General features: G+C 42.2%; 6 protein-coding genes and 1 pseudogene. 1 reads left to right on the forward strand and 6 read right to left on the reverse strand.

What is annotated here, in order from left to right; translation table 11 throughout:
• Nucleotides 1-11: 11 nt before the first annotated feature.
• A complete protein-coding gene (argS, locus tag HG267_RS35710; protein ID WP_045873965.1) occupies nucleotides 12-1,778 on the reverse strand; it encodes an arginine--tRNA ligase in 1,767 nt (588 codons plus the stop codon).
• Between the two features lie 112 nt (nucleotides 1,779-1,890).
• Between argS and HG267_RS35715 the strand changes: the two are divergent.
• Nucleotides 1,891-1,995 (forward strand): annotated as a pseudogene (locus HG267_RS35715) (Uma2 family endonuclease); the annotation flags it as partial.
• A gap of 64 nt (nucleotides 1,996-2,059) precedes the next feature.
• On the opposite strand, the gene HG267_RS35720 reads toward HG267_RS35715, so the two are convergent.
• The 5 genes from HG267_RS35720 to HG267_RS35740 form a co-directional block, all read right to left on the reverse strand.
• A complete protein-coding gene (locus HG267_RS35720) occupies nucleotides 2,060-4,531 on the reverse strand; it encodes a hypothetical protein (protein ID WP_045873964.1) in 2,472 nt (823 codons plus the stop codon).
• Nucleotides 4,532-4,660: 129 nt separating this feature from the next.
• Nucleotides 4,661-7,162, reverse strand: coding sequence for a filamentous hemagglutinin N-terminal domain-containing protein (locus HG267_RS35725; RefSeq protein WP_045873963.1), 2,502 nt, complete (start codon nucleotides 7,160-7,162; stop codon nucleotides 4,661-4,663).
• Nucleotides 7,163-7,226: 64 nt separating this feature from the next.
• Nucleotides 7,227-9,668, reverse strand: a complete 2,442-nt coding sequence (locus HG267_RS35730; protein ID WP_045873962.1) for a filamentous hemagglutinin N-terminal domain-containing protein — start codon at nucleotides 9,666-9,668, stop codon at nucleotides 7,227-7,229.
• A gap of 74 nt (nucleotides 9,669-9,742) precedes the next feature.
• Nucleotides 9,743-12,649 (reverse strand): filamentous hemagglutinin N-terminal domain-containing protein, encoded by a 2,907-nt coding sequence (locus HG267_RS35735; RefSeq protein WP_045873961.1) that lies wholly within the window; start codon nucleotides 12,647-12,649, stop codon nucleotides 9,743-9,745.
• Between the two features lie 88 nt (nucleotides 12,650-12,737).
• Complete coding sequence (locus HG267_RS35740) at nucleotides 12,738-15,767, reverse strand: filamentous hemagglutinin N-terminal domain-containing protein (RefSeq protein WP_045873960.1); 3,030 nt, start codon at nucleotides 15,765-15,767, stop codon at nucleotides 12,738-12,740.
• Nucleotides 15,768-15,800: the final 33 nt, after the last annotated feature.

A 15,800-nucleotide genomic window follows, 5' to 3' on the forward strand; every position in this document is an offset into this window, starting at 1 on the left:
CGTGTCACACTCTACATTCTTTCTAACACCTCAATTCCTAACAGTGATAAACCTAACTTGAGGGTTCTAGCCGTTAAATCACACAGAACTAAACGAGATGTCCGCAAAGGTTCCTCCGCAATTAGTATCGGAACACCGTGATCTTTGTCATAAAACTGATTAAACTTCTTACTCAGTTCGTACAAATACTCACATAACCGATTGGGCATTAAGTCTTGCTCTACAGTATTAATAACTTCATCGAGTTGCAGTAAATATTTTGCCAGTGCTAATTCTGTTTCATGTTGCAACAGAACTTTGACATTTTCACCTAACTCCTCAAAGTTAATATCACCCTTGCGACTAATTCCCTGAATCCGTGCATAAGCATATAGCATATAAGGTGCTGTATTGCCTTTAAGATCCAGCATTTTATCATAGCTGAAAATATAGTTACTGGTGCGGTTTTGGCTTAAGTCAGCATATTTAACTGCACTAATACCAACTACCTCAGCAACTTTATTAATGAATTCTTCAGTTTCTTCGCGCCCTTCTTCTTTTAATCTCACTTCTAAATCTGCACGCGCACGAGAAACTGCTTCATCTAACAAATCCCGTAACCGTTCTGTATCTCCTGAACGAGTTTTGTACTTCTTACCATCTTTCCCAAGCACCAAACCAAAAGGTACATGAATCAATTCCACATCATCGGGAATCCATCCGGCTTTGCGTGCTACTTGAAAGAATTGGGCAAAGTGATTTGATTGTCCAGCATCTGTTATATAAATTATGCGCTTCGCTTCATCTTTTTGAATTCGGTAGCGCAGGGCGGCTAAATCTGTTGTTGCATAGTTATAACCACCATCAGATTTTTGCACAATCAAAGGCAAAGGTTCACCTTCTCTGTTAGTAAACCCTTCCAAGAATACACACTTCGCCCCTTGGTTTTCTACCAGTAATCCAGATTTTTCTAAATCTTCCACAATTCCTGGTAGTAAGGGGTTGTAGAAAGACTCGCCCCGTTCTGTTACCTGAACATCTAGCAAATCATAAATTACCTGAAATTCCTGTCTTGATTGTTCGCACAGCAATTTCCAAGCATGGATTGTATCTTCCGCACCTGCTTGTAATCTGACAACTTCCTGTCTCGCTGTCTCTTGGAATGTTTCATCTGCATCAAAGCGTTGCTTGGCTTTGCGGTAAAAACTGACTAAATCGCCGATATCTAAAGCATTAGCAGTAGTCAAGGCTTCTGGGTAAACTTCCCGCAGGTAGGTGATTAACATCCCAAATTGAGTACCCCAATCACCCACATGGTTTAACCGCAAAACATCATGTCCCTGAAATTCCAAAATCCGGGCAATACTATCACCAATAATAGTTGAGCGCAAATGCCCAACGTGCATTTCCTTAGCAATATTGGGGCTGGAAAAATCGACAATTTCGCGCTGTGGTGTTTTGGCGGTGGGTACACCTAATCGCGAATCAGCGTGAATAGCGTTGATTTGTGCTTCCAGGTATGACGTTTTCAGCTTGAGATTGATAAATCCCGGGCCAGCAATTTCTGGTGCTTCGCAGATTTCTGACACATCTAAATTATCTGCGATCGCAGTTGCAATTTGTCTGGGTTGTTTTCCTAGCCTTTTACTCAGGGATAAAGCCACATTCGCCTGATAATCACCAAACTTAGGATTGCTAGCAGTCACCAAAATCGGATCTACGCCAGCATACTCAGCGCCAAACGCAGCCACCAAGGCCTGTGCAAATTGTTGTTTGAGTTTTTCTTGTGTAGCGTTCATATATAAATGTTATCTGTAACAGGCGTAATGTGACCGTTGAAAGGTAGATACTCTCAGGAGCTTGATTATTTTAACCCTAAAATATGGTTACCATTACTAATTCCAGACTGTCATGGTACAGTACAACCCCCTTGACTGTCTGCCATCATCGGCAGAATTTCCCGATTCTGACGATACCCCAGTGGATAAAGAACTGCAAAATCTCATTCCTAATTTATCTTACTGGTGCCGTGCCCCCGCTACTCATCTTTCAAATGAATATTACATTAATAGTGATAATTTTATGATTTTTCATTTAATCTTGCTTTTGCTGCGGCGCGTACAACTCTATTGCTATCTTTCACCAAAATTTGCACAATTTCTGTTGATGTTTGCGGATTTTGGGCGATGAGATAACGTTCATACCAAGTAAATAAATATAATGTTTTTAATCTTTGTAAAAAATATTCGCTAGGTACTGGGAAATTTTGAAGAATAGCTAACCGAAATGGTATTGAATCGATAGTGCGACAATTTGGTTCTATATATTGAACTAGATATTTACTGGCGATTTCCGGAGCAATTTGTATGAGTTTTTTGACTGCGACTACAAAAATTTTATGTTCTTTACGGTTATGGTGACGTTGATAACGAGTATATATACCGGGCGTATATTGATAATTTTTAGCCAGAATTTCTAGTATAGGAATTGGAGTATTAATGTTGTTAGCAACTGCTAGCCTCACCGATTGATTTTTATCTTGTGCTAGCCTTTTTAGACAATTTCTAGCTTTGACAAAATCACTATATGCTGCTACTAAGCGAGAGTTTTGAGCAACAGCTTCGCGAATCAGTACAGATTTATGTTTGGCTAGTTCAATTAATGTTTCGATGGGAGTCTGCTCGCTGATAGCTGCGTTATATGCTAAAAAAAAGCTTTGATGATGGTTATGGGCGAATTTTTCCTGGTATTTGATTAATGCAGTTTGGCGAACTTCTGAAGTTATATCAAACAATGACTTTTCTATAAAGTCTAATGATATATTGGGATTTTGCAGCATTAGTAACCGCAGTCTATAGCCACTTAAGTCTCTGAATTTTGTGTTGGCTATTTTGTAGCAAATTTCATCGGATATATGGGGATGAGAAGCTACGGCTGCATATATATCTACACTACGAATATCTAAAATTTGTAGTAATAATTCTGCAGACACATCGGGATTGCAAACTACTTGTTGCCAAATATTATGTACCGCCTCCCAATAAATATCATCGGGTACAATCTTAATCAATTCCAATAATTGAGGGATTGGTGTAATTGCACTTGCGGCTATGTCATATTGTTCTTGACTAGGTAGTTCTTTTATTTCAATTCCTGGATAATTGTAAGGGGCGCTAAACAGTCTCAGCCAGAGATAAATATAATTAGATTTGCTTTGAATATGCTGTAATTGTAATTGCGCTCTTAATTCTTGTGGAGTAGCTGGATTCAAAGCAAGATTTTGCAGTATACGCCTATCTTGCTCTTGGTAAAGAAGTAGTAAAATCTCTGATGGGGTATGAGGATTTTTAGCCACATTAGCACGTACATAGACATGGCGATCGCGCGATAATTTTTCCAGAGAGGCTTGAGGTGTTTGGCTATTTAACGCCACTGCTCGACGTACTAGAATGCTTTTATCTTGAGTAAGATGTTTGAGTATATGCATATCAGCACGAGGATGACTAGCAACAGCTACCCTGATTCTCCATTCAGGCGATCGCGCTAATTTTTCTAAATCGCTTAACTCTAAATTTGGATGCTTTGCAACTCTGGCGCGAATAAATGACCATCTACTCGTACATAGTTCTCGTAATTTTTCTACTACTGTATGCGGATTTGTTACTAAACATCGTTCTTGGAAAAAATTATTAACTATTGACCTTGGTAAACTAGGATTTCTCATCGCCGCTTCCCGTACTACCCTAGAATTATGATTGACAAGTTCAATTAAACATTCAACAGGTGTGTTTTTATTTTTGGCTACTTCAATAATTGTGGTAATTTTAATTTTTAAACTTAATAATTCTCGTAAATATTCTGGGGGAGTATCGCTAAATTTAGCGATAGCTTCCCGAACATATTCTGAAGCTTTAGCAAGTTGCAACTTAGGCCCAATTCCCAATAGCCAAAAGGTAAATTGATAATATTCTCCTTTAACATTGTTATAAGAATTACATCCCAGTTCTCCAGTATTGTAAAATCTAGATGCAATACTATCAAGAATATCTTGTAATTTATGATCTGCATATTCTTGCCAACCTGACGGCATTTCTTGGGCAATATTTACATGCATTTCTATTAATCGTCGAATATAATCACTGCAATATTGATTTTCTGCCACTAATTGCAGTACTTGCTTGCTGGTTTGAGGATTTTGCACAATTACCAATAAATAATCATAATATCCAGTAGTGGCAAAGGCGATTAACCATTCTTCAGGAGCATCTTCAGAAGCTAAAATATTTAGAACAACTCTATAGGGAATTGTTGTATAAAAATTAGTATTTTCTAACTGTAATAAAGGTAGAATCGGATTTTTAATAAACTCTATAGGAAATTCTTCTGCTAGTTGAAATAATACATCTATAGGTGTATTAGGATTTCCGGCTATAGCTTGACGAATTTTTATATCTTGATGAGTTGCTAATTCTGTTAATAATTCTGGTGTCGTATCGATATTATTGGCGGCTGCAATTGCTAATTGATGACTGAGTTGCATTAATTCTTCCATTTATTAATGTTGATACTAAATAAATGTAGTTAAACCAAAAACTTGTTTGGCTTTCGCTAAACTAAATTCACTGGAGGACATAGCAATATCCTTGAGTTTAAAGACTCTGTAATTGAATACCTAATTATATTATTTAGCAACTGCAGCACAGGTTAATGCTGCTTGTACCTGACTAGGTGATTGATTAGCAACTAACTCAATTTTGCCGTTGGCGTTACGTCGCCAGCCAGTTGCTTGCACAAGAACTTGTGGTTTCGTAGGTATTTGCTCTGGTACTGATTGTGTTTTGTGGAACGCAGATATATCACGGGTATCAGACCAAGTGCGATCGCTCCTCACTTCTTGAGTGGGATTTTCTGGTATCCCACCCCGACCTGTGGCGACAAAACTACTCCCATTGTTATTAGAACAACCTGTAGCAATAAGCTTAGATGAATCAGTTACATTTGCAGGTAATTCAACTAAGCCAGAATTAGGGTCAACACCAATATTATTAATGTCTACTGTGCCGTTGACATTAAACTGGGAACTAGCAGTGATATCATTTGTTTGGTCTGTGCGAGGAGTCAGGGTATTGCGAAACTCTAGACCAATAACACCTTGTGTGGAGATGTCAATATTGCCACCACGACCTTGAACAGCATTGGCGATGATATCGCTGTTTTCTAACCCAATAATCACAGGTGCATTAATTGACAAGTTCCCACCATTCCCTGTACTCGCAGCAGTAGCAGAAATAAAGCTACCATGCCGCATTAACAGATAATCTTGCAAACTTAATCCGACATTTCCGCCATTTCCAGAGGCGGTTGATGCAGTGATACTACTTTGGTTATCTAGAAAAATCGAGTTAGCGTTAATTCGCAAATCCCCCGCGTTACCGAGTCCCTCGTTTCGCACAGATGCATATGCCCCATCTTTGACCTGCAATGAAGGTGTGTTAATAGTGAGAGAACCTGCGTCACCTTTGGGAAAGGGAGGGAATCCAAAGACAGCTTGAGTGATGGGATCGGCTATCTCGGCATTGGAAACAATGCGGCTCGGTAATACTGAACCTGCGGCTGTACCCTGAATACGCACGTACTCAGAAGCGTTAATTATGACACTACCAGCCGAACCAGTAGTCAGGGTAGTAGACCCTAGAAATCCCCCATCTCGAACCACTAATCTGGATGTGTTGATTAATGTATCATCGGCATTGCCAGAACTTACCGTTGATGAACCTATGGTAGTTGGTGAAAGTGTGATAGGGTTGTTTCCCGCTATTTCGATTAGATCTTTTGCATTAATTTGCACTATCCCACTTTTTCCTGCACCTGCGGTGACAGAGAAAATAGCTCCATCCAAAAGCTTGACGTTGCCAGATGAGACTGTAAGATTGCCTGCATGGGTAGAACTCAATGTGTATGTTGCCAAACTAGACTTGTTACCATTGCTGGGGGCAAAACCATCTAAAACGATTAAGTCTGCAATATTGGCTTTAATATTGCCACCAGAGCCTTGATTAAATATCTTGGTAGCGATTTGTCCACCATTTTGGATGGATAGCTGTTTGGCAGAGATGGTTATATCACCTATTTGACCCGTTCCTAAATTATCACTTTGGATAATACTTCCAATACTGCCATCGGTGATATTCCCCGTGAGATTCAGGGACTCAGTTGCCTTGAGTGTAATTCCGCCAGAAGTTTGTGCGTCTAAGTTTTGCAGCAAAATCGCAGAACCATCGCTCAAGTTGATATTTCGCCCTTGCAGTTGAATCGAGCCATTGCTACCACTGGCATCAAGCAGCGATTGGTTTGCAAGGTGGATATTGTTGAATTTTTGTACTGCTGAATAATCTCCCTGCCATCCTGTAATAGTAGGTTTGAGTTTGACTTGACTCTCGCTCACACTCCCTACTTCTAGATGTCCACCTCCATTAGTGCTAACAATCCCACCGGAAAAATTAACTGCACCACCGATGAGCATCAGTGTATTGCCTATCTCTACTTGTAACTCAATAGGATTATTGCTGCGATCTGCCGGGGTAAAAATTCCGCTAGTCAGGCGATGTCCATTCCCTTCTACAGTAATTTTTCCTGGATTCTGCCCCATTTGCAACCCCACGGGTACACTCATGGTTAACAACGGTGCTTCAGTGGAATTGACTGCACTAAATTCTGTTCCATCGCTAAATTTAATACTACTTGCTGTTGTTCCGACGAAGGAACCACCGATATTTAGGCTGGCATTTGGCCCGAATATAATCCCCGAAGGATTCATCAAAAATAAACTGACTGGGTTATTATTGCTACTGAGCGTCCGAATTAACCCGTCTATATTAGAAACATTACCACCTGTGACTCGGCTAAATATCGTTATAATATTTGGCGTATTGGTTAAATCAAAGGTGGCACTGCCACCTGTCGGTACTGAGAAATTACTGAAGCTGTGAAATAAATTATTTCCTTTCTCAATACCATTGAGAATAAAAAAATCATTTCCATTGGCGTTGACAGTAGTGTTAGTTGTGCCATCCGATGTTACCTGAGCCAAGGCTGATGATATGTCCCAAGTGAACAAGCCAGTGGTCAAGGCTGTTAACAACAATTGAAACCAGAGATTTGATTCTTTGTAGTTAATTCTCATCACGAATACCTTAATTGAACTCGTTAGAGTTAAAGTTCCCATAAAGGTATGAACAATAACATGATTAAATTTTAGGAACAACAGCACAGGTTAATGCTGGTTGCATCTGATTGGGAGAGTTATCTGCAACCAATTCAATTTTGCCCATTGCGTTGCGATGCCAGGAAGTAGCCTGTATAAGAACTTGTGGTGTTGTCGGTATTTGGGCAGTCACATTACCAGTTTTGTAGAATGCAGAGATATCGCGTACATCAGACCAAGTGCGATCGCTCCTCACATCTTGCGTGGGATTTTGTGGGATTCCACCCCGCCCTGTAGCGACAAAACTACTACCAGTATTATTAGAACAACCACTAGCGATTTGCTGCGATGAATCGCTGACATTTGCTGGTAATGTCACTAAACCAGAATTGGGGTCAACACCAAGGTTATTAATTTCTACTGTGCCATTGACGTTAAATTCAGAACTAGCAGTAATGTCATTGGTCAGGTCAACTCTGGGAGTCAGGGTATTACGGAACTCTAAACCAATAATTCCTTGAGTTGTAATGGCAATGTTGCCACCCTTTCCTTGCACGGCGTTGGCAATGATGTCACTGTTTTCTAATCCCACCAGGATGGGTGCATCAATACTAATATTACCCCCATTCCCATTACCTTGGGCTGTTGCAGTGATTTGGCTACTCTCGCGCAATAGTAACAATTTGCCAACTTGTAACCCAATGTTACCACCATTACCAGATGCTGTCTGTGCCTCGAACACAGCTTGATTTTTTAATTGGATAGTATTTGCGGTGATATTGATGCTCCCACCATTGCCACTACCTTGATTGGTCACACTCACAGTTCCGCCATCCTTTAGTAATAGGTAGGGCGTTGTGATACTTACTGTACCTGCATCAGCAGTCAGATTATTATTAGGAATGCCGAATAATTTTTGTAATGCTGGGTTTAGACGCGTGCTAGAGGAGGCAATGGCGCTCGGATTTATCTGATTGCGACCACTAACTTGAATAGATTCTGTGGCATTAATCCGAATATCTCCTCCATGACCGACAAAAAATGAACTTGTACCAATTGTTCCCCCATTAATCAATCGTAATCTAGCAGTATCCAGCGTCAAGGTTTTAGCATTGCCAGTGCTGAAGGTGGTTGAGCTAATTCTGGTGTTGAGGATGGAATTACTGCTACTCTGCACAATAGTATCCTGGTTGCGAATCATCACCTCACCACTGGAACCAATACCGCGCGATATTGAAGAGAGTCCGCCACCATCGGATATAAGTAAACTATCGCCACTGACGGAGATATTACCAGCATTACCAGAACCTAATGTACTGGTATTAATAACACTACCATTTGAATTGAGGGGCGAGAAGCCAGATATGTCTAGTTTTGTGGCATCGATCTGAATATTGCCACTGGCAGATGCTCCATAAGTATTGCTACTTAATAGCCCTCCCTCCTGGATGCTTAATCGAGGAGTAATGACGCTGATATTCCCGCCAGTACCCACGCCAACGTTTTCACTCCGAATCCCGCTGAATGCACCAGTCAGATCAATTCCGGCGGATGACTGAAGATGCAAGTTGCCACCAGGGAGATTACCGAAATTTTGTGCCAAAATCAGTGAGCGATCGCTAAATTGAATCTCTTTACCCCGAACTTGAACAGAACCGGAATTGAAACCACTGACATCTAAAAGAGATTTCTGCATGAGTTGAATGTCAGCAAAACTTTGATCATTCTCATACTCCAATGTATAGCCTAGAGTAGTGGGGACTAAACTAACTAATCCGGTACCGCCTAAACTACCCAATTCTATTTGCCCTTGTTCAGCACTGAGGGTAGCTCCATTTAAACTCAGATTACCACCCACCAGTGCTAGAGTTTTTCCAGGCTGTACTTGTAATTTGGTTGGGCTAGGAACGCGAATTACAGGAGCCTGACTGTTACCGATAATTAAGGCAGATCCTGTACCTTGAACAGTAATATTTGCGGGTACTTGTCCCATCTGCAAGCCAATTGGTACACTCATTGTCAACAAGGATGTACCAGAAGTATTCACTGCACTAAATTCAATTCCATCAGCAAATTTAATACTATTGGCTGTCGTTCCTATAAATGAACCACCAATATTCAAGCTGGCATTTTGCCCAAAAATAATTCCGGCAGGGTTGATTAAAAATAAATTGGCATTACCTTGGGCGCGGATGGAACCATTAATGTTGGAAACGTTACCACCAGTTACGCGACTAAAAATATTTTGGATATCTGTGGCATTATTGAAAACGGCTGAACCGTTGCTAGGAACGGAGAATTGGCTAAAACTATGAAATAAATTATTGCCGACACGGCTGCCGTTGGTGATGTTATAGTTATTAGTCTCGGTGACAGATGTATTGAGAGTGCTATCAGGAATTACTTGAGCGTAAACATTACTGTTATAAATATTAGATACGAAGATTGCACCAATTAAGCCTAAGCCAGCAAATATTACTTTCATTACTCATTAATAATTTTTAGTGTGTATCTAGTTTTGCCCTATTGGTAAAATTAGTAACTTTCAGCAATCCTTAATTAATTTTTGGGAATAGCTGCACAGGTTAATGATGGTTGCATAGATGTGGGAGATTTTGCAGCAACAAGCTCGATTTTACCTTGGGCGTTACGATGCCAAGAAGTCGCTTGCACAAGCACCTGTGGAGGTGTAGGTATTTGGGCTTGTACTGGTTGTGTGGTGTGGAATGCAGAGATATCACGAGTATCAGACCAAGTGCGATCGCTCCTCACATCTTGCGTCGGATTTTGTGGTATTCCCCCCCTGCCGGTGGCGACAAAACTACTACTACTTGTATCAGCGCATCCAGTAGCAATTTGTTGGGATGTATTGGTAATATTCGCGGGTAGTTCAACTAAACCCGAATTGGGATCAACACCAACATTATTAATCTCTACTGTGCCATTCACCCCAAACTTTGAACTAGCAGTAATATCATTTTCACTGGTCAGTTGTGAACGATATTCTAAACCAATAATTCCCTGAGTGGTAATGTCAATATTGCCGCCATTGCCTTGAAAGGCATTAGCAACAATATCACTATTTTCTAATCCGACGATGAGAGGAGCATTAATGGTAATATTGCCACCGTTGCCATTACCGCCCGCTTCTGTCGTGATTGTACTGCCATTACGAAGCAAGAGAAAGTCTGCAACATCTAAATTGATATCGCCACCTTGCCCAGAGGCAGTAGCTGCTCGAATACGACTATTTTCCACAGAAATTTGCTCTGCTTGGATGCTTAACTGTCCCGCATTACCTGTTCCAGAGTTGGTTAGGTTGATGTAAGCACCATCACGGACTTTGAGGCTGTTGGTTGTAATGCTCAATCTACCTGCATTACCCGTAGGAGCATCTGGTAAACCATAAAATTGTCTGGCAGTCTCATTGACAATGGGCGCACTGGCAGCAATGGAAGAACTGAAGACATTTTGCCCCTCTATTAAAATATCATTTGCCTGGATAATTAATGCCCCTGCATTGCCTGTGGCTTGGGTGCTGGTGTTGATTGATGCACCATTGTGGATAACTAATTGATTGGTTTGAATCGTCACATTACCTGCTTCCCCATTGCCTAATGTCAGACTGCCGATCAAAGTTGGAGCTTGAGTAAACTGATTGATGCCAGTGATGATCAGGCGTTCTGCCACATTCACACTGACATTACCACTATTTCCTAAATTATTGGACTGTTTAGCATCGCCAAATATGCCAAACACTGGTAAGCTGCTCGCCGACAACACAGTTCCAGCCTGCATTGTCAAATTTGGAGTAGTCACAGACACATTACCCCCATGCCCAGAACCTGTGGTAAAGCTACCGATACCACTAGCCACTGTTGGTAAGAGTGGGTGTACACCTACCATGTCTATGGATTGCTGTGCTACTACTGTGACATCACCCGCATTACCACTACCCGTCCCAGGTATTCTCGCCAACCGGATAGCAGACGTAAAAATATCCCCTCCATCTGAAAGCTGTAATTTCCCTATAGAGACGTGGATATTGCCACTATTACCAGTCCCTGATGTATAAGCATTAATTCCACTAGGAGTAAAACTGATCGGATGAGCTGATATCGCCTTCATCTCTTCTGCTACCTTGACGGAAATATCACCCCCACGCCCAGTTGCACTAGGAAAGACAACCGTTGTAATTACGCCACTTTCTTGCAGATGCAATTGACGCGCTACTACATTCACATCTCCTCCATTTCCTGATGCGTAAGTTTGACTAGCAATACGGCTACTGCTAGTTCCTGTTGGTAATAAAGGAGATTTGACAGCAACAGTCCCACTCATAGCAATTGTATCTGCTTTTACCTCTACCTTACCTGCTGCTCCCCTACCCAGGCTCAAGGTTTCAATCGCTGCACCATCTTTTAAAGTCAACTGTCCGGCTTGAATCTTGACTGCTCCCCCATTTCCCGTTGCTGTCTGCGCCACCTGATTCACAATCCAAGCACTGGGAGCAAAAGCATTGGCATTAATTCCACCCAAAAACAGCGATCGCTCTGCATTCACGGTAATATTACTACCCTGCCCACTACCAACAATTGCACCAGCAATTTGTGATTGGTCGAGGCGAATATCTCTCCCTACTACTTGAATCCCACCAAATGGATTACCTACAGGATGAGGATTCCACAAGGAGGAACGTTGTGTAAAGTTAATATCGCGGAAATCTTGCACTTGTGCATAATCTAGCTGTAATCCTGTGGGTGTGGAGATTAAATTAACTGTCCCACTTCCGACAGCACCGATTTCAATTCGACCGGCTGGTGCAGTAATTACACCCCTTGTCAAGTTAATATCTCCACCAACTAAGGCAATGGTCTTTGTCGGACTGCCGATTATTCCTAAATTATTGATCGGGACAATCCCATCATTACCTTTTCCACTGACTTGAATTGGTTGTGTATTACTACCCATTTGCAAGCCAATCGGCACACTCATTGTTAACAAAGGCGTAACACTGGGATTCGTGGCACTAAATTCTACTCCATCGGCAAATTTAATACTATTTGCTGTCGTCGCTACAAATGAACCGCCAATATTTAAGCTGGCATTTTGCCCAAAAATAATTCCGGATGGGTTGAGTAAAAATAAGTTGGCGTTACCATTAGCTTGAATTAAACCATCAATATGGGAAATGTTACCACCCGTGACACGGCTAAATATATTTTGGATGTCTGCGGCATTGTCAAATAATGCCGAACTACCTGTAGGGATAGAGAACTGACTAAAGCTATGAAATAAATTGTTGCCTACACGAGTGCCGTTGGTGATGGAGTAACTATTACTACTACTGGTTACATCTGTGTTGAGACTGTTATCGGGAGTTACTTGGGCGTGAACATTATGATTGTCAACAGCACAGATGCAGATTGCACCCAGAACGGCAAACCTCACAAAAGTTAATTTCATCAGACTATATCTTAATATCTTATATTTTATTACGTATATATCCTTCCCGTTTGAGTAATATTTATCACATTTTCTATGTTAAGATTAGTTAAATTTGAGGTGTCGCCGCACAGGTTAAGGCTGTTTGTACCTGACTAGGTGATTGATTAGCAACTAACTCAATTTTGCCCATTGCGTTACGTCTCCAGCCAGTTGCTTGCACAAGATTTTGTGGTGTTGTAGATATTTGAGCTTGTGCTGGTTTTGTGGTGTGGAATGCAGAGATATCGCGCACATCAGACCAAGTGCGATCGCTCCTCACTTCCTGCATAGGATTTTGTGATACTCCACCCCTACCTGTGGCGATAAAACTGCTATTATTGATATCTGCACAGCCTGTAGCTATTTTTTGAGATGGATCGGTTAAATTCTCTGGCAATGTCACTAAACCAGAATTGGGGTCAACACCAACGTTATTAATCTCTACTGTACCATTCACCCCAAACTGTGAACTGGCGGTAATATCATTTTCTGGTGTTAGTTGCGAACGATATTCTAAGCCGATAATTCCCTGGGTAGAGATTTCAATATTGCCTCCTCGACCTTGTACAGCATTGGCGATAATATCACTGTCTTCTAAGCCCAAGATGATAGGTGCATCAATTGTGATGTTGCCTCCGTTGGCATTTTCCTTGGCGTTGGCTGTGATTTGGCTACCTTGACGCATCAACAGCACGTCGGAGGCGATGAAAATATTGCCTTGGCTGCCCGCAACTGCTTCTGCTTGGAGGCTGCCTTGATTGAGTTGCAACTGGTTGGTCTGAATATCTAAGTTTCCCGCACTCCCTTTCCCACTACTACTCACGGACAATTGAGCATTGTTGTTAATCGACACTGACTCAGTGGACTTAATGGTGATATTGCCGCCGTTGCCGTTTACTGTCGCTAGGCTAAACGCACCACTGGGAAAATTTGGGTTTGGATCGCCGTTGAGCAGGGGTGAGGGAGCAACTCCCGCAAAAGTCACTGCATCGGAAATAATCTCAATATTGCCTGCATTGCCTTGACCTTTGGAACTAGAACTAATGTAAGCCCCATTGCTAACAATTAACACAGGCGTTTGAATTTTGATATCACCACCATTGCCAGTGGTGTTAGCCCCCTGAACTTCGCTCTGAATCACACTGGGTAGACGACCCTCGGAAATATTGCGTTTTCCAGAGATAAATAAGGCGGGATCAGTCTTCTCCGCGCCATCTAACAATACAAATTCGCTAGCTTGAATCGTTACATCACCAGCATCTCCAGAATTTAAAGTGTTGGTGTCCAGACGCGCACCATTCAAGAGGGAAAATGTTCGACTCGTCAGCGTGATCTGACCGCCAGCATTGGGACTGCGGGTTGAGGTGTTGATGGTTGTGGGAAATCCCTCGGCGGGGAGTACCCCGTCTAAGGTGATCGAGTCGGCTTGAATATTGATATTTCCGGCTTTACCAAAAGTGCTGGCGCGGGTGTTGATCAGAGTATTATTGTTGGCATAGAGCGCACCGCCCACCCGAATATCAATATCGCCGCCTACTCCTTTGCCATTTCCATCTACAAGGGCGCGAATTCTAGCACCACTCAGAGAAATCGAGTCGCGTACCTGAAGGTTGATGTTGCCACCTTTGCCTTCGCCCAGTACGGATGAGAAAATATTGGGGACTTTAGTGAAGTCAATAAATTCTGCGGTAAGAGAGCCTGCTTGCACACTAACTCCAGCACTATTGCCGATCGCGCCGCTTTCCACATTGGAGAAGATATTGACCCGTCCATACAAGGAAATTAACTCGTCTATCTGAATATCAATATGACCGGCATTACCCATCCCAAAGGTGTTAGTTGATAACAGGGTGACATCTCGCATCGTCAAGGCTCTAGCCTTGATTGCAATGTTGTTGGCATTACCGCGCGCGCCCCGATCTACCACCGCCGAAAATCCCGAACGAGTCCCTCCTTCTTTGCCTTGGATAAAAATCAGATCGTCAGCTTGCACCGTAATTTTTCCCGCATCACCTCTGCCCCTGGTATCGGTGAAGACCGTACCGTATTGACTCAGCGATCGCGTCACAATGTTCACAGCGCCACTATTGCCAACGCCCTGATTCCGGCTATTTCGAGTCTCAATTGTCGCGCCGTCTTGGATGAGAAGATGATTGCCACTTTGCAAATTGATAGTTCCACCGTTGCCGTCGGTTTTGGTGCTACCAGAACGCGCTCCCACAGAAGCATTGATGGATTGAAGGGTGAGGTCGCCACCAGAAGCTAGGGAGACATTACCAGCGTTGCCGATCGCCGCAGTAGAACCTGTATTAATAGTACCATTTACGGTTATTCCCCGACCAGCTTGAATAGTAACCAGTCCACCGTTATCAGTTGAGCTATTCGTACTCACCGCACCAACGGTGACATTGCCACTCGCGGTGATGTCTACACTACGAGCAGCGATCGCTTGTAACTGGGCATCGCCAGTGGTGGCTTGAATCTGCACTGCGCCATTGGGAGCCGCGATCGCACCGCTACTCAGGACTGCATTAGCAGCTAAGGTTAAACCCTGATTCGTCGAAAGATCAGCACGGTTGGTGATGGTGGCTGAACCTTGCCCGAATTGTAAGCCAATGGGTACACTCATTGTTAATAACGGTTTAGCGGCAGGATCTACCGCACTAAATTCAACCCCATCAGCAAATTTAATGCTATTAGCTGTTGTCGCTACAAATGAACCGCCAATATTTAAGGTGACATTTTGCCCAAAAATAATCCCGGCGGGGTTGATTAAAAATAAGTTTGCACTACCGTTAGCTTTAATTAAACCATCGATATTTGAGATATTACCACCAGTAACTCGACTAAAAATATTTTGAATATCTGAAGCGTTGTTGAAGAATGCAGAACCATCTGTAGGGATAGAGAATTGCTGAAAGCTATGAAATAAATTATTGCCAACAACAGTCCCGCCAGTGATGTTGTAACTATTACTTCCAGACACAAGAGTACTGAGAGTACCATCAGGCGTGACTTGCGCCTGAACATGGCTGTTGCCAATCACCAAGATGTAGACTGCACCAATTAAACCTAAGTTAGCAAAAGTTACTTTCATCAATCAAACTTTTAATTATTTACCTTGCGTCTA

The organism is Tolypothrix sp. PCC 7601, from assembly GCF_025677855.1.
GTDB classification, from domain to species: Bacteria; Cyanobacteriota; Cyanobacteriia; order Cyanobacteriales; family Nostocaceae; genus Aulosira; species Aulosira diplosiphon.